Consider the following 20,744-nt stretch of genomic DNA (forward strand, 5'->3'; position numbering starts at 1 on the left):
ATGGTCGGGATGATCCTGCGCCGATTCGGCAGCGCGCTCATGGTGCTGCTGCTGTCGACGGTGCTCATCTTCGTGATCGTCGGCGTCTCCGGCGACCCGCTGGCGGAGCTGCGCGATCGCCAGCCGCCCGTGTCGGAGAGCGTGATCTCCGCGGAGGAGCACCGTCTCGGCCTGGATCTCCCGATCGCCCAGCGCTACGTCCTGTGGCTCGGCGGACTGCTCCGGGGGGACTTCGGCCCCTCGGTGCAGCCCGCCAGAGACATCGGCGCGGAGCTGGGCAGCCGGATCGGCGTGAGCCTTCAGCTCGTCGGCGTCGCCGTCGTCATCGCCCTCGTGCTGGCGGTGCTCGCCGGCACGGTCTCGGCGCTGCGGCAGCGGCGCTGGCCCGACGTCGTGCTCACCCCGACGGCGTTCGTCCTGCTGGCGCTGCCCTCGTTCTGGCTGGCCGTCCTGCTCAAGCAGTGGGGGATCGGGTTCAACGAGCTGACCGGATACCAGATCTTCGCGACGGTCGGGGCGACGTCCATCCCGGCGCCCACCGACCCGCTGGCCGCGTTCCTGGACAGCGCCGCCCACCTCGTCCTGCCCACGATCGTCCTCACTCTCGTGCACTACGCGGTGTGGAGCCGCTATCAGCGCACGGCCGTGGCGGAGAGCCTCGGCAGCGACCACGTCCGCTTCGCCGTGCTCAAGGGCCTGCCCCGGCGGACCGTGATCTGGTCGTATGTCGTGCGGCCCGCGCTGGTGCCCATCGTCACCATCGTCGCTCTGGATCTTCCCGCCCTGTTCTCCGGCGCCGTGATCACCGAGACCGTGTTCCAGTGGCGCGGGATGGGCGTCTTCCTGCTGGAGTCGATCACGCTGCGGGACACGAACGCGGTGATGGCCTGGCTGCTCATCGCCGCGGCCGCCGTCGTGCTGTTCAACCTGATCGCCGACCTGCTCTACCTCGTCCTCGACCCCCGGGTGCGCTATGTCTCTCACTGAGCCGTCGAACCTCTCGCCCAAGACCGAGCTCGTCGCGACGGCCGCGGCGGACGGCAGCGGTCAGTTCCGCGTCGTGCTGCGCCGGTTCCTGCGCCACCGGACCGGGATCGTCGCCCTCGGCGTGCTCGCACTGCTCGTCGTCGTCGCGATCGTCGTGCCGCCGCTGTGGCCGTACGCGGCGGGCCAGATCACCCCCGACCTGTCGGCGAGCCCCAGCCTGCAGCACCCGATGGGCACCGATCAGCTCGGCCGCGACCAGTTCGCCCAGGTGCTCCGCGGGCTGCAGCAGTCGCTGCTCATCGCCTTCAGCGTGACCGTGGTGGCCACCGTCATCGGCACCGTCCTCGGCGTCGTGGCGGGCTACCTCGGCGCCGCCGTCGACGCCGCGATCATGCGGCTGGTCGATCTCACCCTGACCCTGCCGACCCTCGCGATCGCGGCCTTCCTCGGATCCGTGGTGCCGGCCGGCGGCGTGTCCTGGTTCGCCCTGTCGCTCGTGCTCGGCGTCCTGATGTGGACGTCCATGGCGCGCCTGGTCCGCGGAGTCGTCCTCGGGCTCCGGGCGCTGCCGTACGTGGACGCCGCGCGCACCATGGGAGCGGGCTCCCTCCGCGTCATGTTCCGCCACCTCATCCCGAACGTCGCGGACCACATCATCGTCGCGGCGACGCTGCTGTTCGGCGCCTCGATCCTCGCCGAGACGGGGCTGTCCTTCCTCGGCTTCGGGGTCCAGCCTCCGGACACCTCGCTCGGCCGCCTCGTGGCCGACGCGCAGTCGGCGGTGCTGACGCGGCCGTGGCTGTTCTACTTCCCGGGGCTGCTCATCATCCTGCTCGTGCTGTCGGTCAACTACATCGGCGAGGGGCTGCGGGACGCCGTGAACCCGAAGTCCGCCCCCGTGAACCCCCTCGACGCACGACCGATGGGGGGCGCCCGTCGCCGGACCCGCCGCGGCGCGACCCCGCGGGCGTCCGCCCCGCCGGAGACGGGCCGGCTCGTCGAGATCCGTGACTTCTCGGTCGAGTTCTCCGGGCGCGCCGTCGTCGACCGGATCAGCCTGGATCTGGCGCCGGGCAGCGTGACGGCGCTCGTCGGGGAGTCGGGCTCGGGGAAGACCCTCACCGCGCTGTCGCTCGTCGGACTCCTCCCGCCGACGGCGGTCGCGAGCGGGGAGCTGCGGTTCGACGGCATCGACCTCATGGAGCTGCGTTTCGAGCAGTGGCGTCGCCTGCGGGGCAGACGGATCGCCATGGTGCTGCAGGATCCCTCCACCTCGCTGAACCCGGTCCTCACGATCGGGCGGCAGTTCGCCGACCAGCTCCGGATGTCCGGGATCACCGGGGCGGCGCTCGACGAGCGGGCGACGGTGCTGCTGACCGGCGTCTCGATCAAGGACCCGGCACGAGTGCTGGCCTCCTACCCGCACCAGCTCTCGGGCGGCATGCGCCAGCGCGTGGTCATCGCGATGGCGATGGCGATGGATCCCGACCTCATCATCGCCGACGAGCCCACGACCGCGCTGGACGTGACGGTGCAGGCGCAGGTGATGAAGACCCTGGCCGCGGCGCGCGAGCGCACCGGCGCCTCGATGCTGTTCATCACGCACGACCTCGCCCTGGTCGCGGGCATCGCCGATCGCGTCGTCGTGATGCAGGCGGGACGAATCGTCGAGAGCGGCGACGTGCAGGACATCTTCACGGCGCCGGCCCACGAGTACACGCGCAAGCTCCTCTCGCTCGCGCCCGATCTCAGCCGGCACGGCGCGATCGAGGAGGCCTGACATGGATCGTCCCACTCCCGTTCCCGCCGCCGACGCCGCGTCGGCGGCCGAGCCCCTGCTGCAGGTGCGCGAGCTCGTCACGCACTTCCGGCCGCGGCGCCGGGGCGCGGTCGTCCACGCGCTCTGCGGGGTGTCTCTGGATCTGCGTCCCGGAGAGACCTTCGCGGTCGTGGGGGAGTCCGGATCCGGGAAGACCACGTTGCTGCGCACCATCCTCGGCCTCGAGCGCGCGACGGCCGGGAGCGTCCGCTTCCGCGGGGACGACGTCACCGGCGTGCGCGGCGCCGCCGGGCGCCGGTTCCGGGCGGCGGTGTCGGTCGTGTTCCAGGACCCGTACACGTCGCTGGACCCGCGGATGACGGTCGCCGACATCCTGCGCGAGCCGCGCCGGATCCAGCGGCTCGCGCACCGGCCGGGCCAGATCGCCGAGCTCCTCGCCCAGGTGCGCCTGCCCGCCGACGCCGTCGACCGGTTCCCGCACGAGTTCTCCGGAGGACAGCGGCAGCGCATCGCGATCGCCAGGGCGCTCGCCGTGGACCCGGACCTGATCATCCTGGACGAGCCGGTGTCGGCCCTGGACGTGTCGGTGCAGGCGGAGATCCTGGAGCTGCTCCGGGACCTCCAGCGCCAGCGCGGCGTCTCGTACCTCTTCGTGTCGCATGACATGGCCGTGGTCGCCGAGCTCGCCCACCGGATCGGCGTCATGCACGGCGGTCAGATGGTCGAGGCGGGGCCTGCCGCGCAGGTCATCGGGGATCCCGCACACCCGTACACCCGCGCCCTGCTGGCCGCGGTCCCCGTCCCGGACCCGGCTCTCCAGCGGGCACGCATGCGCGCGCCGCTGCCGGTCTGGCCGACCCCGGACAGCCCCGCGGCCCCGTGCCCGGCCGAGGCATGAACCTCCCGTCGCAGCCGCGGCGGGTTCCCCGAGAAGGAGGATGATGAGCGTCGACTTCATCGTGGCCACACCCCACGACGCCCTCGAGTTCAACGACGTCTACCGCAACACCACCGGCAGCGCCGGATACCTGGCGTGCAACAACATCTACAACCGCGTCGTGCTCAACGAGTGGTACGAGATCAACCCGTTCCCGGACCTCGCAACGCACTGGGAGTGCCTCGACGGCGCGCGGCGCTGGCGGTTCCACCTGAACAAGGCGGCGCGGTGGCAGGACGGGACGCCCCTGACGGCCCACGACGTGGCCTACACCCACAGCCATGCGAAGGAGATGGGCTACACCGGCGCGATGTTCCTGCAGGACGTCGATCACATCGAGGAGGTCGACCGGCACACCGTCGACTACCACCTTTCCCGGCCCAACTCGGGGTTCCTGGTGCTGCTGGGGAACTTCATCTTCGCCCACATCCTGCCCGCGCACCTCTACGAGGGCACCGACTGGTCGACCAACCCGCACAACCTGAAGCCGGTCGGATCCGGACCGTTCCGGCTCGTCGACTGGACGCCCGGGGAGCACGTGATCATGGAGGCGGTCCCCGACCACTGGGGTCCGCAGCCGGCGATCGACCGGCTGATCCTGAAGATCGTGCCGGACCGGGACGAGTGCGTGCGCATGGTCGCGCGCGGCGAGGCGCACATCGTGCCGCAGGACACACTCACCCGCGACCGCCTGCACCTGGTCCCGGAGGACTCCGAGGCCGAGATCATGACCCGCCAAGGGCCGGGCATGGCCCTGCTGGACTTCAACCACCGCCAGGAGCGGTGGAAGGACGAGCGCGCCCGTCGTGCGATCGCGCACGCGGTCGACCGCAGCGAGATCGATCGGCTCGGCGACCCCGGCGTCTCGCAGGCGTGGGACCACTACCTCCTCGGCAGCAGCGAGTGGGCGTTCAACCCCGAGGCCAAGGCGCCGGCGCACGACGTCGAGGCCGCCGAGCGCCTCCTCGACGAGGCCGGGCTGACGAAGGACGCGAACGGCAGCCGCGGCGACATCCGGCTATACTACATGGACATGTTCTTCGGGCACAAGCCGCTCGCCGAGATCGTCGCGCGACAGCTCGAGGCGGTCGGGTTCGCGGTGACGTACGACGGCCTGTCCTCCCCGGACTGGGCCTCGATCGTCCGGCGGGGCGGGGAGTTCGACCTGATCATCGTCGGCGGCTCGATGGCTCCGGATCCGGAGATCACGGCGACGAAGTACTCCAGCGCCGGGCGCAACAACATGGCCGGCCACGCCAACGCCGACGTCGACGCCGCCTACGAGGCCGCGCGCGAGGCCACGACGCTCGCGGAGCGCGGCGCGCACTACCGCCGGCTCCAGGAGGTGTGGGCCCGCGACACGGAGTGGGTGCCCCTGTTCTGGTACGGCATGTACTACCCGCGCAGCAAGCACTTCTTCGGCTGGGCGGACCAGATCGGCTTCTCCATCCCCTGGTGGCACTGGGGCCGGATGCGCCGGATCTGATCGAGACGGGCGGGCGGGGACGAATGGTGCCGTCCCCGTCCGCCGACCACCGGACGGGAGCGGCGGCGCGCGTGGCTACGATGGGGGACGTGAGTCCCGAGACCCTCGCGCCGCTGTCGCCGTACCGCCGGATCGACCGAGCGGACTGGGCGCGCCTGGCGGCCGACCTGGACCAGCCCCTGTCCGAGACCGAGGTCGTGGAGATCCGGGGCATCGGCGATCGGCTGGATCTCACCGAGGTCCGCGAGGTCTATCTGCCGCTGAGCCGGCTGCTCAGCCTCTACGCGACCTCCACCAAAAAGCTCGGCGCGGCCACCAGCACCTTCCTCCAGGAGGAGGACGACACCACGCCCTTCGTCGTCGGCGTGGCCGGATCCGTCGCGGTCGGGAAGTCCACCATCGCCCGTCTGCTCCGGGAGCTCATGAGCCGCTGGCCCGGCACGCCGCGGGTGGAGCTCGTCACGACGGACGGCTTCCTCTACCCGAACGCCGAGCTCGAGCGGCGCGGGCTCATGGACCGCAAGGGCTTCCCGGAGTCGTACGATCGCCGGGCGCTGGTCGAGTTCCTCACGAAGGTGAAGAGCGGCGCCGAGGAGGCCCGCGCGCCCTTCTACTCGCACATCCGCTACGACATCGTGCCGGACGCGCACGTGGTGGTCCGCCGCCCCGACGTCGTGATCGTCGAGGGGCTCAACGTCCTGCAGCCGCCGCCCGCGCCCAACGACGTGGCCGTCAGCGACCTGTTCGACTTCTCCGTCTACGTCGACGCGGATCCGGATCACATCGCCCAGTGGTACGTCGAGCGCTTCCTCGCCCTGCGCAAGGGCGCCTTCGCGAACCCGAGCTCGTTCTTCAACGTCTTCGCGCACCTCACCGACGACGAGGCCGTGACCACCGCCATGGGCTACTGGAACGAGATCAACCTGCCGAACCTCGTCGAGAACGTCCAGCCCACCCGCCATCGCGCCTCGCTCGTGCTGAACAAGGGGGCGGACCACTCCGTCGAGAGCGTCCTGCTCCGCAAGCTCTGACCCCGGGCCGAGCCGGTGCCCGCCCGGCTCCTGCCTCCGTCCGTCCCCGATCTGCGTCCGGCCCCGATCTGCACACCCGGTCCCGATCTGCACACCCGGTCCCGATCTGCACACGTCTTGCGCGATTCGGTGTGCGGATCGGGGTGATGTGTGCAGATCGGGCGAGCGCCTCGGCGGGTGGCTCCGATCCGCACGAGCACGCTCCATTCGTTCAGAACCTGCGCAAAAGGCGCCGCTTACTCTGGACCGCATGTGTGGAATCGTCGGTTACGTCGGCTCGCGTCCGAGCCAGGACATCCTCCTCGCCGGGCTCGCTCGCCTGGAGTACCGCGGCTACGACTCGGCCGGGATCGCCGTGATCACGGAGGACGGGACGCTCTCCAGCGCGAAGAAGGCCGGGAAGCTCGGCGTGTTGCGCGACGAGCTCGACGCGCATCCGCTCCCTTCCGGGACGACCGGGATCGGGCACACCCGGTGGGCGACGCACGGCGGCCCGACGGACGTCAACGCGCATCCGCACCTCGCCGACGAGGGGCGCCTCGCGCTCATCCACAACGGCATCATCGAGAACTTCGCGGCGCTGCGCGCCGAGCTCGCCGCGGAGGGCGTGACCTTCCGCAGCGAGACCGACACCGAGGTCGCCGCGGCCCTGCTCGGGCGCGAGCACGCCCGCACGGGCGACCTCCAGGAGGCGTTCCGCGCCGTCGTCGGACGCCTCGAGGGGGCCTTCACCCTGCTGGCCGTGCATCAGGACGAGCCGGACCTCGTCGTCGGGGCCCGCCGCAACTCGCCGCTCGTGATCGGGCTGGGCGAGGGGGAGAACTTCCTCGGCTCCGACGTGGCCGCCTTCGTGGAGCACACCCGTCGCGCCCTCGCGATCGGGCAGGACCAGATCGTCGCGATCACGCCCGGCCAGGTGACCGTCACCGACTTCGACGGCACGGTCGTCGAGGCCGAGCCGTTCGAGGTGTCGTGGGACGCGGCCGCCGCGGAGAAGGGCGGATGGCCCAGCTTCATGGCCAAGGAGGTCTCGGAGGAGCCGGAGGCGGTCGCGAACACGATCCGCGGGCGCGTCCGCGACGGAGAGGTCGTGATCCCGGAGCTCGAGGGCATGGACGACCTGCTGCGCGACGTCGACCGGGTCATCGTCACCGCGTGCGGCACGGCGTCGTACGCCGGGATGGTCGGCAAGTACGCGATCGAGCAGTGGGCGCGCGTGCCCGTGGACGTCGAGCTCGCGCACGAGTTCCGGTACCGGGACCCGGTGATCGGGGACCGCACGCTCGTGGTCTCGATCAGCCAGTCCGGCGAGACCATGGACACCCTGATGGCGGTCAAGTACGCGCGGGAGCGCGGCGCGCGGACCCTGTCGATCTGTAACACCCAGGGGGCGACGATCCCGCGGGAGTCCGACGCGGTCGTCTACACGCACGCGGGACCGGAGGTCGCGGTGGCGTCGACCAAGGCCTTCGTCGCCCAGATCACGGCCCTGGAGCTGCTGGGCCTGCACATGGGGCGCGTCCGCGGGACGCTGTCGTCGGACGCCGCACGCGACGTCGCCGAGCTGGAGGCGCTCCCGGGCAAGCTCGCCCGCGTCCTGGAGTCGGAGCAGGCGCACGTGGCACAGCTGGCGGGATGGATGGCCGACACCCGTTCGGTGCTGTTCCTCGGCCGTCACGTCGGCTATCCGATCGCCCTGGAGGGCGCGCTCAAGCTCAAGGAGATCTCCTACATCCACGCGGAGGGCTTCGCCGCGGGCGAGCTCAAGCACGGCCCGATCGCTCTCATCGAGCCGGGGCAGCCGGTGTTCGTGATCGTCCCCTCGCCGCGTCACTCGTCCCTCGTGCATGCGAAGGTGATCTCCAACATCCAGGAGATCCGTGCGCGCGGCGCCCGGGTGATCGTCATCGCGGAGGAGGGGGACGCGGCGGTCCTGCCCTTCGCGGACGAGGTGATCCGGATCCCTCTGGCCGAGCCGCTGTTCGAGCCGATCCTCGCCGTCGTGCCGCTGCAGATCTTCGCGATGGCGCTCGCCACGGCGAAGGGGCTGGACGTGGATCAGCCGCGCAACCTCGCCAAGTCCGTCACGGTCGAGTGACCCCGGCCCCTCGAGCGCCGCACCTGCGCGCGGTGCCGAGTGGTCAGAAACTGTGGGTTCACGGCGCGACAACCCACACTTTCTGACCACTCGGCCGGGGCGGCGGTGCGACGGGAGCCGGGGGAGGGCGGGGCGGGCGCGAGTAGGCTGAACCGGTGATCATCGGCACCGGCATCGACATCGTGGACATCGCGCGGTTCGAGCAGACGATGACGCGGACCCCCCGGTTGTCCGAGCGGCTCTTCGCTCCGGCCGAGCGGTCGCTGCGGCTGGCGTCGCTCGCCGCGCGCTACGCCGCGAAGGAAGCGCTGATCAAGGCCCTGGGCGGATCGGACGGCGTGCACTGGACGGAGATCGAGATCGCCTCGGAGGAGTCGGGCCGCCCCTACTTCGTGCTCACCGGCACCACCGCCGAGGTCGTCCGGGAACGGGGCATCTCCACGGTGCACCTCACGCTCAGCCACGACGCGGGCCTGGCCGCCGCGTTCGTCGTCGCGGAGGGGACCGATACCCCCTCCGGCCGCCCACACCCCCCGGGAGAAGCGCCTGCAGGAGGGGGTCCCGGCGGGCAGAGGGGGTCTCGCGCCGATACTGTGGACGATCCGCCGAGGGAGGGCAGACCATGACCCTGTTCCGCGAAGCCGTGATCGACCTGGACGCGATCAGCGACAACACCCGTCAGCTGCGCCGGATGACCGGCACCGACGTCATCGGCGTGATCAAGGCGAACGCCTACGGGCACGGAGCCGCGTCGGCAGCCGTCGCGGCGCTCGCCGGCGGCGCGACCCGGCTGGGCGTGGCCACGGTCGACGAGGCGCTGGCGTTGCGCCGAGAGGGCGTCAACGCGCCCGTGCTCGCCTGGCTGCACGCCCCGCGGCGCCGTTTCGACGACGCCGCCGAGGCGGGCATCGAGATCGGCATCTCCTCCTTCGACCAGCTCGAGGCCGCCGCGGCCGCCGCCTCGGCGCGGACCCCGGTCGGAGTCCACCTGAAGCTCGAGACCGGCCTGTCCCGCAACGGCGTGGCGCCCGCCGCCTGGGAGCGCGTGCTCGCGGAGGCCGCACGGCTGGAGCGGATCGGTCGGATCCGGATCGTGGGCCTGTTCAGCCACGTCTCCAACACGTCGCCCGCGGACGACCTGGCCGCCCTCGCCGCCTTCGAGCGCGGCTGTGCGCAGGCCGAGGCCGCGGGCGTGCGACCGGAGATCCGCCACCTCGCGGCCACCGCGGCGGCGATCGACCTGCCGGAGACCCGCCTCGACGCCGTGCGCATCGGCATCGGCCTGTACGGGCTGTCGCCGTTCGACGACCGCTCGTCCGCGGACCTGGGCCTGCGCCCCGCGATGACGCTGCGGGCCGCCGTCGCGGCCGTGCGCCGCGTCCCCGCCGGGCAGGGCGTCTCCTACGGGTACGACCACCGCACCGCCCAGGAGACCACCCTCGCCCTGATCCCGCTGGGCTACGCCGACGGGATCCCGAGGCAGGCGTCGGGACGCGGGCCGGTCCTCATCGGCGGACGGCGCTTCCCGGTGGCCGGACGGATCGCGATGGACCAGTTCGTCGTGGACGTCGGCGACCACGCCGTCGCCGTCGGCGACGAGGCGATCCTGTTCGGGGATCCCACCCTCGGTCATCCGTCCGCCACGACCTGGGCGGACGCGGCGGGCACCATCAACTACGAGATCGTCACCCGGATCGGCCCCCGGGTGCCGCGGCGGACGGTCTCGTGAGCGTCTCGGACACCCTGCTCGGACGCCACGAGATCGCGACGGCCGAGGACATGGAGGCGCTCGGGCGCGCGATCGGCGGCGGTCTGGAAGCCGGGGACGTGCTGATCCTCACCGGTCCGCTCGGCGCGGGGAAGACGACCTTCACGCGCGGCCTCGCCGAGGGGCTGGGAGTGCGCGGTCCCGTGCAGAGCCCGACGTTCGTGCTGGCCCGGACGCACCCCTCCCTGGTCGGGCGCGCCCCGCTCGTGCACATGGACGCGTACCGTCTGGGGTCCGCGGCGGAGCTCGACGATCTCGACGTCGACGCCGCCGGTTCGGTGGTCGTCGTGGAGTGGGGGCGCGGGATCGCCGAGGACCTGGCCGACTCCTGGTGGGACATCGAGCTGGAGCGGCCGGTCGGGGCCGGAGCCGGGGCACGGGACGACGTCGCGGACGAGGACCTGGACGCGGACGCCCCGAGGGTCGTGACGATCCGCCGCGGCGGCCGCTGACCCCGCCGACCCGGGCGCGCGGATCCGGCCGGCACCGGATCGTCCCGGCGTCGGCGGGCGGCGGCGGAGACTACCCTGGAGGGGTGATCCTCGCCGTCGACACGTCCCTGGGCTCGGCCGTCGCCCTCCTCGGCCGTGACGGATCGACCCTGGCCGAGCTCGGGGAACGAAACGCCCTCGGGCACGCCGAGGTCATCGGAACGATGCTGCAGGACGCGCTCGCCGCCGCCCAGGCGGAGGCGCCCGACGACCCGCTCACGCACGTGGTCGCGGGCATGGGGCCGGGGCCGTTCACCGGGCTGCGGATCGGGATCGCCGCGGCCCGCGCGTTCGCCCTCGGCCGAGGCGTCCCCGTGGTCCCCGTGCCCAGCCATCTCGCCGCCGCCCTCTCCGTCATCCGCGAAGAGAAGCCGAGCGAGCCGTTCGCGATCCTCACCGATGCGCGCCGTCGTGAGTCCGCGGTGACGGTCTTCGAGGGGCTCGACGTCGACGGGATCCCGCACGTCGTGGTGGATACCGTGCTCGTCCCCCGCGAGGAGGTCGACGCGCGTCTGGGGGCGCTCCGCCAGATCACCGCGACCGAGCTGTCCGCGGTCTCCCTCGCCCGTGTCGGCGCCCGGGCCGTCGCCGCCGGACGCACCCTCGCGGGCGCCGAGCCGCTGTACCTGCGGGCGCCGGACGCCCGGATCCCGAGCGCGCCGAAACGGGTCGGATCATGATCCGGCCGGCCTCCCCGGACGACCTCGACGCGATCATGGCGATCGAGCAGGCCTCGTTCCCCCGCGACGCCTGGAGCGCGGAGGCGATGGCCGCCGAGCTGGCCTCCCCGCACGGCAGCTACCTCGTCGTCGTCGAGCCGGATGCGGCGGGCGAGCGGATCGTCGGCTATGGGGGAGTGCGGGCGCTGCGCGGCTCCCGGGACGCCGACATCCAGACGATCGCCCTGGATGCGCGGCATCGGGGCGCGGGGCGGGGCCGTGCGCTGCTGCGTGCGCTCCTGGCGCAGGCCGAGGAGCGGGGGGCGAGTGAGGTCTTCCTCGAGGTCCGCGCCGACAACCCCGTGGCCGCCGCGCTCTACGCGTCGGAGGGCTTCGACGAGATCGGACGCCGCGCGCACTACTACCAGCCCGACGACGTGGACGCCGTGGTGATGCGCCTGGACCTCCGGTCCCGCGCCGCTCAGACGACCGCGGACGCCGCGCCGAGCGACCGGAAGGAGTCGGCATGAGCGAGCCCCTCGTCCTCGGCATCGAGACGAGCTGCGACGAGACCGGGATCGGCATCGTCCGCGGACGCACCCTGCTGTCCAACACGATCGCCTCCAGCATGGACGAGCACGCCCGCTACGGCGGTGTGGTGCCGGAGGTGGCGGCGCGCGCGCACCTGGAGGCGTTGCAGCCGTCGATCGAACGCGCCCTCGACGAGGCCGGGGTCCGGTTGACGGACCTGGACGCGGTGGCCGTCACGAGCGGCCCGGGGCTGGCGGGCGCGCTCATGGTCGGGATCGGTGCCGCCAAGGGGCTGGCGGTCTCGCTCGGTACGCCGCTCTACGCCGTGAACCACCTCGTCGGGCACATCGCCGCGGACATCCTCGACGCCGATGCGCCGCCGCTGGAGTACCCCACGATCGCCCTGCTGGTGAGCGGCGGTCACACGTCGCTCCTGCACGTGCGCGACCTCACCACCGACGTCGAGCTGCTCGGCGAGACGGTGGACGACGCCGCCGGCGAGGCCTTCGACAAGGTCGCGCGCCTGCTCGGACTGCCGTATCCCGGCGGACCCGAGATCGACCGCGCGGCCGCGGGCGGGGATCCGCGGGCCATCGCGTTCCCCCGCGGCCTGTCCCGGGCGTCGGACCTGGAGCGGCACCGCTACGACTTCTCGTTCTCGGGCCTGAAGACGGCGGTGGCCCGCTGGATCGAGCGCGCGAGCGCCGACGGCGTGGTGGTCCCGGTCGCGGATGTGGCGGCGAGCTTCCGTGAGGCGGTCGTCGACGTGCTCGTGACGAAGGCGCTCGCCGCCTGCGCGGACCGCGGCGTCCCCCGCCTGCTCCTCGGCGGCGGCGTGATCGCGAACCGGCGACTGCGCGAGCAGACGATCGAGCGCGCCGCGGCGGCGGGCGTGACCGTGCGGATCCCTCCGCTGAGCCTGTGCACCGACAACGGAGCCATGATCGCGGCGCTGGCCGCCGAGCTCATCGCGTCCGGGCGTGCGCCGTCCACGCTCGCCTTCGGCGCCGACTCCACCCTGCCGGTGACCGAGATCCAGGTCGCGTCCTCGGCGCCGGGCGCCGCACCCGGGGTCGCCGCCGGGGCCGACACCGGGGCGGGCATTGGGGCCGACACCGGGGCGGGCATCGGGGCCGACACCGGGGCAGGCGGATGACGACGCCGGGCGACGGAGCCCCGGAACGGTTCTCCAAGCTGCCGACGGCGCCGTCGCCGGTGACGGTGGAGAGCGGCCCGGATCTGCACGACGAGGGGGCCGTCCCCACCGGAGCCGTCTGGGAGCCCTCGACCGCGACCGGCGCGGTGCGCCGGGGTGACGATGCCCGCCTGGCGCCCTGGGCCTTGCTCGCGGCGATCGTCGCGCTCGCCGCGTCCCTGTTCGTGGGGTGGGGGATCCCGGTCGCGATCATCGCCGTGGTCTCGGCGATCATGTGCCTGCGCCGCCCGGTGGAGAGCCGGGCGATGTCGGTCTGGGCGCTCGTGTTGGGTTCTGTCGCCACCGTCTACAGCGCCGGCTGGCTCCTCTGGGCCGCCTTCGCGGCGGGGCTGCTCGGGTAGCGGAGCGATCCGATGGGCGACGGGCTCGACGAGGAGCGCGAACGGCGGGCGCTGCAGGAGCGCGCCTACGGCCGGGGGCCGACGCCGTTGAGCCCCGCGGAGGCGGACCGGCTTCGGGACCTGCAGCGGCGTCGCGTGGTCCCGGCAGGGCCGGAGGTCAGCGCGGTCGTGGACACCGCGGCGCCGGGCGAGGGACCCGCACCGGGACCGGAGGCATGGTTCGCGTCCGCGGTGGCGGAGGACGCGGCGACGACGGGGGCGCCGCACGTCCTCGCCGTGCCGAAGGAACCCGGGAGCGATCCGGTGACGGTGGCGGCGGATCCGGGATCCTCCTCGATCGGTCCGCCGCACGTCCTCGGCGAGACGGCTCCGCCCTCCCGCTGGCGGGCGCTGCTCGCGGACCGCGCGATTGCCGGCCGGTGGCGGCGTCCTCGCGTGCTCGTCACGGCCGCCGCGGCACTCGTGGCGGCGGGCCTCGCGATCGGCTGGTCCGTGCCCCGCGCGCCCGATGTGGCGCTGCCGATGACCGCGGCGCACGAGGAGCGGCGGGAGGCCGTGCTCGAGGCGCTGAACGGACTCGACGACATCGACGGCGGCTCGCTCGTCCTTCTCGCCGAGAGCAGCCCGTTCGAGGATGAGGATCCCGCGGAGGAGGGGGCGCTGCTCTGGTATGTGACCCGCAAGGGCGGGGAGCTGTCTTGCGCGATCCTGGAGGTCCCTGGGCAGGGGCCCGGCATGCAGTGTCTTCCCCGGGCCAGTGTGACGAAGGGCAGCCTGACCGTTTCCGCGGAGGTGCGGCCGGATCGCCCTGCGAACGACGCCTCCCATCCGGGCGACGATTCCCTGAGCACGTACTTCTGGGGGACGGTCACGCTGACCCGGCTCGGGGTGCCGTTGGCCACGGTGTCCGGCCAACGGAACTCGAACGCGGATCCGGGCACGTGGTATCGCGAGCGCGAGGCTGCGGCAGAACGGATCCGCGAGGCTCTCGACATCACCTATCCGCCGACTCTCCTGGGGCACCTGGACGACGCCCCGGTCTGGCTCGCGAACAGGCAGGACGGCACACTGTGCCTCGTGCTGGAGGAGGGCGACGAGCCCCGTCTCGGGTGCGAAGCGATCGTCGTGCGTGGGCGTGACGGCGAGAGCACCGGGATCGGTCCGGTCCTCCTCCTGCGCATGTCGGTCCCCGCGACCCCGACCCGGGAGGCGGCTCTCCTCGAGGTGCTGAACGACCCGATGTCCGGGGCGGTGCTGACGATCACCCGGCAGGCCGATCCCTCGACCGCCTGGGGTCCCCGCCTCTGACCCCCTCCCCGCCCGCCCCTTCTGTCGAGTGGTCAGTTTCTGTGGGTTGAGGCGCGCGGAACCCACAAAAACTGACCACTCGACGACGGAGCGAGGGGAGCGGAACGAGGGAGGATCAGACGCGGTCGGCGAGGACGGCGTGGCGCCGGTCGCCGATGCGGACGAGGATGAGCGTCGCCGAGCCCTTCCCGCGCAGCGTCAGCTTCCGGCGGAACGCTGCGGGATCGATGTCGACGCCGCGCTTCTTGATCTCCAGGGTTCCGACGCCGGCCGCCTTGAGCGCCGCCGAGATCGTCTTCGCGTGCAGGGGCAGCACCTCGCGCACCCGGAAGCTCGCCGCGAAGGGGGAGGAGAGGGGATCGTCGGACGTGAGGTACGCGATGTGCTCGTCCAGCATCCCGGCTCCGGTGCGTCGCGCCAGATCCCCGATGAGTCGGGCGCGGATCACAGCGCCGTCCGGCTCGTGGAGGTAGGCGCCGAGCGGGCGCACCTCCGCGTCCGCGGAGTCGGCGGGAGCGGTGAGCTCGTGCGTGCTCTCCCCCCGGATGACCATCGCCGCACGGCGCACCCCCTCGCGTTCCAGGCCGCCGGCCCACAGCACGAGCTCCACGACGCTGCCGTCCACGCTCACCCACTGCGCCTCGGCCTCGCGCGGCAGGGCGTCGCGGTCGTGCCCGGGGCCGAGCTTGACCCCGGTCGGCATCCTCTCCGCGAGAGCGAACACCCAGTCCAGGGGAGGGGAGTAGTCGGCGGCCGCCACGCGGCGGGTCTCGGTGTGACCCGCCGTGCGCCGGGCGGGGTCGAGCCACGCCGCCTCGCCCGGATCGCCGCTCAGCGGGATCTCCTCGGCTCGGGCGTGCCGCACCTCGGCGTCCGCGCCGAAGGGCGCCAGGTTGAAGGCGGCCAGCGCCGCCGTGATCTCGTCGGCATCGACCGCGGTCACGCGCAGGCCCGCGGCGGCGAAGGCCAGCGCGTCTCCGCCGATGCCGCAGCCGAGGTCGGTGACGTGGGCGATCCCTGCGGTTCGCAGGCGTCCGGCGTGCCGTGCCGCCACGGACAGCCGGGTGGCCTGTTCGAGCCCGGCGCGGGTGAACAGCATCCGGTCCGCGAACGGCCCGAACTTCGTCCGAGCTTTGGCGCGGAGATGCGCTTGGCCGACGACGGCGGCCACGAGATCCGGACCGTGCCCGGCTCCGCGGAGCCGCGACACCGCGGCGGCGGCCTCGCCCGTCGTCTCCACCGGGCCGAGCTCGTCCAGCAGGCGCAGCCCCTCGGGGGTGAGCAGGGCGGTCAGCTCGGGCATCTCCACCTGCCCAGCCTAGGGGCCTGCCGCATCCGCCGAGGCTGGCACTCGCATTGCGCGAGTGCCAGCCTTGCGCCTACACTGTGATTAGCACTCTCGGGTTGAGGGTGCTAACGAGTCTTGAACCGTCGAGAAAGAGGTAGACCGTGTCGGTTTCCATCAAGCCGCTCGAGGACCGCATCGTCATCCAGCAGGTCGAGGCCGAGCAGACCACCGCGAGTGGCCTGGTCATCCCCGACACCGCCAAGGAGAAGCCCCAGGAGGGCGAGGTCGTGGCCGTGGGCCCCGGCCGCATCGACGACAACGGCAACCGTGTTCCGCTCGACGTCGCCGTCGGCGACCGCGTGCTCTACAGCAAGTACGGCGGGACCGAGGTCAAGTTCGGCGCCGACGAGTACCTGGTGCTCTCGGCCCGCGACGTCCTCGCGGTCGTCGTCCGCTGACGCGCTGACGTTCACGAAGGGCCCGGATGCCTCGGCATCCGGGCCCTTCGCCGTGTCCGGGCGGTCCGCCGCGTCTTGGGGCGCGTTCCGGGCGGAGATTGGCGCGAATCACGCCCCGAATGGCCGGAATCCGCCCCGAACCGGACCCGGACAGGCGCCGCTGAGCCGTGAGCGCGCCATAGGGTTGACCGGTGAGCCCATCCCCGCGCAGCCCGCAGACGGCCGGAGCGGTGTACGCCGGCGGCGCCTACCTGATCTGGGGCGTGCTGCCGCTGTACTTCCTGCTGCTGGTCCCCACCGGTCCGTGGGAGCTGGTTGCGTGGCGGGTGCTGCTGTCGTTCGTGTTCTGCCTGATCCTGCTCACGGTGATGCGCGGCTGGAGCGCGCTCGGCGCCATCGTGCGGCAGCCGCGCCTGCTCGGCTGGACCGCGCTGGCCGGCGTGCTCATCTACGTCAACTGGCAGGTCTTCGTCATCGCGACGCTGTCCGACCACATCGTCGAGACGAGCCTCGGCTACTTCATCAACCCGATCACGACCGTGCTGCTGGGCGTCTTCGTCCTGCGGGAGCGGATCCGCCCGCTGCAGTGGGCCGCCATCGGGATCGCCTCGCTCGCCGTGCTGGTGATCGTGTTCGCCTACGGGTCCTTCCCCTGGATCGCGCTCTCGCTCACCGCCTCGTTCGGCGTGTACGGACTGGTCAAGAAGCGGATCGGCGCGGCGGTCGACGCCGTCAGCGGGCTCACCCTGGAGTCGTTCTGGCTGATCCCGGTCGCGCTCGTGCAGCTCATCGCGGTCGCGCAGACCACCGGCGTGACCCTCGGGGCGGCGGGCCCGACGCACGCGGCGCTGCTGGCCTTCGCCGGCGTCGCCACGGCCGTGCCGCTGCTGCTGTTCGCGGCCGGGGCGCGACGGATCGGCCTCACCGTGATCGGCATGCTGCAGTTCATCACGCCGGTGATGCAGTTCATCGTGGGCGCCGTCTTCCGTGGGGAGCCCATGCCGCTGGAGCGGTGGATCGGCTTCACGATCGTGTGGATCGCGATCGCGGTGTTCCTCGTGGATCTGCTGCGGGAAGGGCGCCGGGGCCCGCGGACGGCGGCTCCCGAGCTGGTGTGACACCCGGTCCCGCGCGACGCGGGATCCGATCGTTAACGCACTGATACGCGGATGCGCCGCGGCCGGATCTAGGGTGGTTACACCCGACGGGCGGGCACCGACGATGGTGTCGCCACGTTCAGTCACGCAAAGGAGCATCATGAACGCACTGAAGGGTTCGAGGGTGGCGAAGACCCTGACCGGGATCGCCCTGGTCGGTGTATCGGCCCTCGTGATCGCCGGCTGCAGCGGCTCACCCGCCGGCACGCCGTCCGGCGACACCGGCGGCGGCGGTGGCGAGAAGCCCGCCGGCGACATCACACTGAAGCTGGGGTCGCTGCTGCCGCAGACGGGCTCGCTGTCGTTCCTCGGCCCGCCGATGGAGTCCGGCGTGGGGCTGGCGGTGCAGGAGATCAACGACGCCAAGGCCGGGATCACGGTCGACATGACCAGCGAGGACGAGGGCGACACCGACACCAAGGCGTACGAGACCTCGATCAGCAAGCTGCAGAGCGCGGGCGTCGCCGGCATCGTCGGCGCGGCCGCGTCCGGCGTGTCCAAGCTCATCCTGGACGGCAACGTCGCGAAGGGCATCATCACGATCTCGCCCTCCAACACCTCGCCTGACTTCACCACGTTCGAGGATGACGGCCTCTACTTCCGCACCGCGCCGAGCGATCTGCTCCAGGGCGAGGTCCTCGGGAACCTGATCGCCGAGGACGGGCGCAAGACCCTCGGCATCATCTACCAGAACGACGCGTACGGCACGGGTCTGGACGCGGCGATCAAGGAGACGTTCGAGAGCGCGGGCGGCCAGGTGGTCGCGGAGGCGTCCTTCAACGTCGGCGACGCGCAGTTCGACGCCCAGGTGGCGACGATCAAGGCGGCGAACCCGGATGCGGTCGCCGTCGTCTCGTTCGACCAGTTCCGCACCATCGCCCCGCTTCTGGTGAACGCCGGCATCACCGCCGACAAGTTCTACATGGTGGACGGCAACACCTCGAACTACGGTGCCGAGGCGTCCACGAACCTCCCCGTGTCGCTGGAGGGCGCGCAGGGCACGCGTCCGGGGCCCGCCCTGTCGGACGACTTCACGGAGCGGCTGCAGACGTACTGGACGGGTGAGGGCAACTCCACCATCCAGGACTTCACCTACGCCGCCGAGGCGTACGACGCCGTCGTGCTGATGGCTCTGGCGTCGCTCGCCTCCGGGTCGACGAAGGGCGCGGACATCGCCGCCAAGATGCAGGAGGTCTCCGGCGGGTCCGGCGACGGCAAGGCCTGCACGAGCTTCGCCGACTGCGCGAAGATCATCAACGACGGCGGCGTGGCCGACTACAACGGCTACTCCGGCGACGTCACGTTCGACGAGAACGGCGACCCGACGGGCGCCGCGATCGGCATCTTCAAGTACGGTGCCGACAACCTCTACGAGCGCACCAACTGACACCGGTCACGGAACGGCCCCGGATCCTCGGATCCGGGGCCGTTCGGCGTCTCCTGCGCCGTCAGGCCGCGTCGGTGCCCAGCGTGCCCAGGTAGAGCCCGATGACCTTCGGGTCGTTCAGCAGGTCGCGCCCCGCCCCTTCGTACGCGTCCCGGCCCTGGTCGAGGACATACCCGCGGTCGCAGATCTGCAGGCAGCGGCGGGCGTTCTGCTCGACCATGATCGTGGTGACGCCCGCCTTGTTGATGTCGGAGACGCGGATGAAGGCGTCGTCCTGGCGGACGGGGGACAGGCCCGCGGACGGCTCGTCCAGCAGCAGCACGGACGGGTCCATCATGAGAGCCCGCGACATGGCCACCATCTGGCGCTCCCCGCCCGACAGCGACCCGGCGCGCTGGTTCAACCGCTTGCCGAGCTCCGCGAAGATGCCGGTGACGAACTCGAGCCGCTCGGCGTAGATCCGCGGGTTCTGGTACAGGCCCATCTGCAGGTTCTCGGCGATCGTGAGGGACGGGAAGACGTTGTTCGTCTGCGGCACGAAGGCGACGCCGCGGCGCACCAGCTTGTCCGCCTTCAGCCCGACGATGCTGTCGCCGTTGACGGTGATGTCGCCGGAGCGCACGTTCACGAGCCCGAAGATCGACTTCAGCAGCGTCGACTTCCCGGCACCGTTCGGGCCGATGATCCCGATCAGCTCGCCGCGGCGGGCGACGAGGTTGGCTCCGTTGAGGATGTTCACGCCCGGGAGGTACCCGGCGTGCACGTCGGTCAGCTCGACGACGACGTCCTCGCTCATGCGTTCTCTCCGTCCTTCTCGCCGCCGGCCGGTCCCGACCCGGGCTCCGTCCCCTCGCGCTGCGCCTCCACGGCGTCCAGCTCCTCGACCGCCTCCGCCTCGATCTCCGCGCGCAGGGCCTGCGCCTCGGCGACGTCGCCCACCGAGATGCGGCCGGTCACGGTGCCGAGGTCCACGTCCTGGTGGGCGCCGAGGTACGCGTCGACGACCGCCGGGTCCTCCATCACCGTCTCCGGCGGCCCCTCGGCGACCACCCGGCCCTCGGCCATGACGACGACCCAGTCCGCGATGTGACGGACCATGTGCATGTCGTGCTCGACGAAGAGCACCGTCATCCCGAGGTCCTTCAGATCCAGGATGTGATCGAGCAGCGACTGGGTCAGGGCCGGGTTCACGCCCGCCATCGGCTCGTCGAGCATGACGAGGTTCGGGTCGGTCATCAGGGCTCTCGCCATCTCCAGGAGCTTGCGCTGTCCTCCGGAGAGGGACGCGGCGAAGTCCTTCTCCTTGGCGTCGAGCTTGAACCGGGCCAGCAGCTCACGGGCCTTGTCCTCGATCTGCCGGTCCTGAGCGCGCCACAGGAAGGGGAACAGGCTCGGCCAGAAGCGTTCGCCGCGCTGACCGGTCGCTCCGAGCTTCATGTTCTCCAGCACGGTCAGCAGGGACAGGGACTTGGTGAGCTGGAACGTGCGGACCTGGCCCATCCGCGCCACCTTGAAGGACGGGATCCCGGCGAGGTTCGTGCCGTCGTAGACCCACGAGCCGGAGTTCGGGCGGTCGAACCCGCACAACAGGTTGAACAGCGTCGTCTTGCCGGCGCCGTTCGGGCCGATGAGCGCCGTGATCGCGCCCCGGGGGATCTCCAGGTGGTCGACGTCCACCGCGGTCAGCCCGCCGAAGCGGCGCTGGACGGCGTCGACCACGAGGATGGGGTCGTTCTTGGCGACCCCGGGCGCGGCAGGACCCGCGGCCAGGCCCGTGGTCTTGGCCCGCGGGACGCTCCCGGTGGTCGTCGAGGGCACGGG

At 72.0% G+C, this 20,744-nt stretch carries 19 protein-coding genes and 1 pseudogene; 17 read left to right on the forward strand and 3 right to left on the reverse strand.

Annotated elements, in window-relative coordinates; all coding sequences use genetic code 11:
- From K8F61_RS17760 to K8F61_RS17825, 14 genes and pseudogenes are all read left to right on the forward strand, one after another.
- Complete coding sequence (locus K8F61_RS17760; protein WP_231820132.1) at positions 1-987, forward strand: ABC transporter permease; 987 nt, start codon at positions 1-3, stop codon at positions 985-987.
- On the forward strand, positions 974-2,767 hold the full coding sequence (locus K8F61_RS17765) for a dipeptide/oligopeptide/nickel ABC transporter permease/ATP-binding protein (protein WP_231820133.1): 1,794 nt from the start codon (positions 974-976) through the stop codon (positions 2,765-2,767). Before K8F61_RS17760 ends, K8F61_RS17765 begins: the two co-directional genes overlap by 14 nt.
- A 1-nt stretch (position 2,768) precedes the next feature.
- Entirely contained in the window at positions 2,769-3,665 is an 897-nt protein-coding gene (locus K8F61_RS17770) for an ATP-binding cassette domain-containing protein (RefSeq protein ID WP_219085624.1), read from the forward strand.
- Between the two features lie 40 nt (positions 3,666-3,705).
- Positions 3,706-5,190 (forward strand): ABC transporter substrate-binding protein, encoded by a 1,485-nt coding sequence (locus tag K8F61_RS17775; RefSeq protein WP_067242169.1) that lies wholly within the window; start codon positions 3,706-3,708, stop codon positions 5,188-5,190.
- An 80-nt stretch (positions 5,191-5,270) separates the two neighbouring features.
- Positions 5,271-6,221, forward strand: coding sequence for a type I pantothenate kinase (gene coaA / locus K8F61_RS17780; protein WP_067242233.1), 951 nt, complete (start codon positions 5,271-5,273; stop codon positions 6,219-6,221).
- A gap of 250 nt (positions 6,222-6,471) precedes the next feature.
- Positions 6,472-8,319 carry a glutamine--fructose-6-phosphate transaminase (isomerizing) gene (glmS, locus tag K8F61_RS17785; protein ID WP_231820134.1) on the forward strand — a complete coding sequence of 616 codons (1,848 nt, stop codon included), beginning with the start codon at positions 6,472-6,474 and terminating at the stop codon, positions 8,317-8,319.
- A gap of 155 nt (positions 8,320-8,474) precedes the next feature.
- A pseudogene (locus K8F61_RS17790) lies at positions 8,475-8,822 on the forward strand (holo-ACP synthase); the annotation flags it as partial.
- Between the two features lie 119 nt (positions 8,823-8,941).
- Positions 8,942-10,048 (forward strand): alanine racemase, encoded by a 1,107-nt coding sequence (gene alr, locus K8F61_RS17795; protein WP_231820135.1) that lies wholly within the window; start codon positions 8,942-8,944, stop codon positions 10,046-10,048.
- A gap of 50 nt (positions 10,049-10,098) precedes the next feature.
- Positions 10,099-10,539, forward strand: a complete 441-nt coding sequence (gene tsaE / locus K8F61_RS17800) for a tRNA (adenosine(37)-N6)-threonylcarbamoyltransferase complex ATPase subunit type 1 TsaE (RefSeq protein WP_231821576.1) — start codon at positions 10,099-10,101, stop codon at positions 10,537-10,539.
- Between the two features lie 83 nt (positions 10,540-10,622).
- Positions 10,623-11,258, forward strand: coding sequence for a tRNA (adenosine(37)-N6)-threonylcarbamoyltransferase complex dimerization subunit type 1 TsaB (gene tsaB / locus K8F61_RS17805; protein WP_067242179.1), 636 nt, complete (start codon positions 10,623-10,625; stop codon positions 11,256-11,258).
- A complete protein-coding gene (gene rimI, locus K8F61_RS17810) occupies positions 11,252-11,767 on the forward strand; it encodes a ribosomal protein S18-alanine N-acetyltransferase (protein ID WP_219085634.1) in 516 nt (171 codons plus the stop codon). The genes tsaB and rimI overlap by 7 nt, the downstream gene beginning before the upstream one ends.
- Positions 11,764-12,924 carry a tRNA (adenosine(37)-N6)-threonylcarbamoyltransferase complex transferase subunit TsaD gene (gene tsaD, locus K8F61_RS17815; protein ID WP_231820136.1) on the forward strand — a complete coding sequence of 387 codons (1,161 nt, stop codon included), beginning with the start codon at positions 11,764-11,766 and terminating at the stop codon, positions 12,922-12,924. The genes rimI and tsaD overlap by 4 nt, the downstream gene beginning before the upstream one ends.
- Positions 12,921-13,325 carry a hypothetical protein gene (locus K8F61_RS17820; protein WP_067242188.1) on the forward strand — a complete coding sequence of 135 codons (405 nt, stop codon included), beginning with the start codon at positions 12,921-12,923 and terminating at the stop codon, positions 13,323-13,325. Before tsaD ends, K8F61_RS17820 begins: the two co-directional genes overlap by 4 nt.
- A gap of 12 nt (positions 13,326-13,337) precedes the next feature.
- Positions 13,338-14,633 carry a hypothetical protein gene (locus K8F61_RS17825; RefSeq protein ID WP_231820137.1) on the forward strand — a complete coding sequence of 432 codons (1,296 nt, stop codon included), beginning with the start codon at positions 13,338-13,340 and terminating at the stop codon, positions 14,631-14,633.
- 115 nt (positions 14,634-14,748) lie between these two features.
- Here K8F61_RS17825 and K8F61_RS17830 read toward each other — a convergent pair whose 3' ends face one another.
- The gene (locus K8F61_RS17830; protein WP_231820138.1) at positions 14,749-15,942 is read right to left on the reverse strand and encodes a class I SAM-dependent methyltransferase; all 1,194 of its coding nucleotides are present in this window, start codon (positions 15,940-15,942) and stop codon (positions 14,749-14,751) included.
- A 140-nt stretch (positions 15,943-16,082) separates the two neighbouring features.
- Between K8F61_RS17830 and groES the strand changes: the two genes are divergently transcribed.
- The 3 genes from groES to K8F61_RS17845 all read left to right on the forward strand — a co-directional run bounded on the left by groES (position 16,083) and on the right by K8F61_RS17845 (position 18,923).
- A complete protein-coding gene (gene groES, locus K8F61_RS17835) occupies positions 16,083-16,379 on the forward strand; it encodes a co-chaperone GroES (RefSeq protein WP_067242196.1) in 297 nt (98 codons plus the stop codon).
- 191 nt (positions 16,380-16,570) lie between these two features.
- The gene (gene rarD / locus K8F61_RS17840; protein WP_231820139.1) at positions 16,571-17,497 is read left to right on the forward strand and encodes an EamA family transporter RarD; all 927 of its coding nucleotides are present in this window, start codon (positions 16,571-16,573) and stop codon (positions 17,495-17,497) included.
- A gap of 139 nt (positions 17,498-17,636) precedes the next feature.
- A complete protein-coding gene (locus K8F61_RS17845) occupies positions 17,637-18,923 on the forward strand; it encodes an ABC transporter substrate-binding protein (protein ID WP_067242202.1) in 1,287 nt (428 codons plus the stop codon).
- Positions 18,924-18,984: 61 nt separating this feature from the next.
- Here the strand turns inward: K8F61_RS17845 and K8F61_RS17850 are convergent, their stop codons facing one another.
- Positions 18,985-19,719, reverse strand: a complete 735-nt coding sequence (locus K8F61_RS17850) for an ABC transporter ATP-binding protein (protein WP_231820140.1) — start codon at positions 19,717-19,719, stop codon at positions 18,985-18,987.
- Positions 19,716-20,741, reverse strand: a complete 1,026-nt coding sequence (locus K8F61_RS17855) for an ABC transporter ATP-binding protein (protein WP_219085483.1) — start codon at positions 20,739-20,741, stop codon at positions 19,716-19,718. The genes K8F61_RS17850 and K8F61_RS17855 overlap by 4 nt, the downstream gene beginning before the upstream one ends.
- Between the last annotated feature and the right edge of the window lie 3 nt (positions 20,742-20,744).

Origin of the sequence: Microbacterium resistens, assembly GCF_021172025.1 — a bacterium.
Lineage (GTDB): Bacteria > Actinomycetota > Actinomycetes > Actinomycetales > Microbacteriaceae > Microbacterium > Microbacterium resistens.

Bases quoted from the DNA above. Each gene is read 5' to 3' on its own strand.
- K8F61_RS17760 (WP_231820132.1), top strand. From the start codon at position 1: ATGGTCGGGATGATCCTGCGCCGATTCGGCAGCGCGCTCATGGTGCTG.
- K8F61_RS17765 (WP_231820133.1), top strand. From the start codon at position 974: ATGTCTCTCACTGAGCCGTCGAACCTCTCGCCCAAGACCGAGCTCGTC.
- K8F61_RS17770 (WP_219085624.1), top strand. From the start codon at position 2,769: ATGGATCGTCCCACTCCCGTTCCCGCCGCCGACGCCGCGTCGGCGGCC.
- K8F61_RS17775 (WP_067242169.1), top strand. From the start codon at position 3,706: ATGATGAGCGTCGACTTCATCGTGGCCACACCCCACGACGCCCTCGAG.
- coaA (WP_067242233.1), top strand. From the start codon at position 5,271: ATGGGGGACGTGAGTCCCGAGACCCTCGCGCCGCTGTCGCCGTACCGC.
- glmS (WP_231820134.1), top strand. From the start codon at position 6,472: ATGTGTGGAATCGTCGGTTACGTCGGCTCGCGTCCGAGCCAGGACATC.
- alr (WP_231820135.1), top strand. From the start codon at position 8,942: ATGACCCTGTTCCGCGAAGCCGTGATCGACCTGGACGCGATCAGCGAC.
- tsaE (WP_231821576.1), top strand. From the start codon at position 10,099: ATGGAGGCGCTCGGGCGCGCGATCGGCGGCGGTCTGGAAGCCGGGGAC.
- tsaD (WP_231820136.1), top strand. From the start codon at position 11,764: ATGAGCGAGCCCCTCGTCCTCGGCATCGAGACGAGCTGCGACGAGACC.
- K8F61_RS17820 (WP_067242188.1), top strand. From the start codon at position 12,921: ATGACGACGCCGGGCGACGGAGCCCCGGAACGGTTCTCCAAGCTGCCG.
- K8F61_RS17825 (WP_231820137.1), top strand. From the start codon at position 13,338: ATGGGCGACGGGCTCGACGAGGAGCGCGAACGGCGGGCGCTGCAGGAG.
- K8F61_RS17845 (WP_067242202.1), top strand. From the start codon at position 17,637: ATGAACGCACTGAAGGGTTCGAGGGTGGCGAAGACCCTGACCGGGATC.
- K8F61_RS17850 (WP_231820140.1), bottom strand. From the start codon at position 19,719: ATGAGCGAGGACGTCGTCGTCGAGCTGACCGACGTGCACGCCGGGTAC.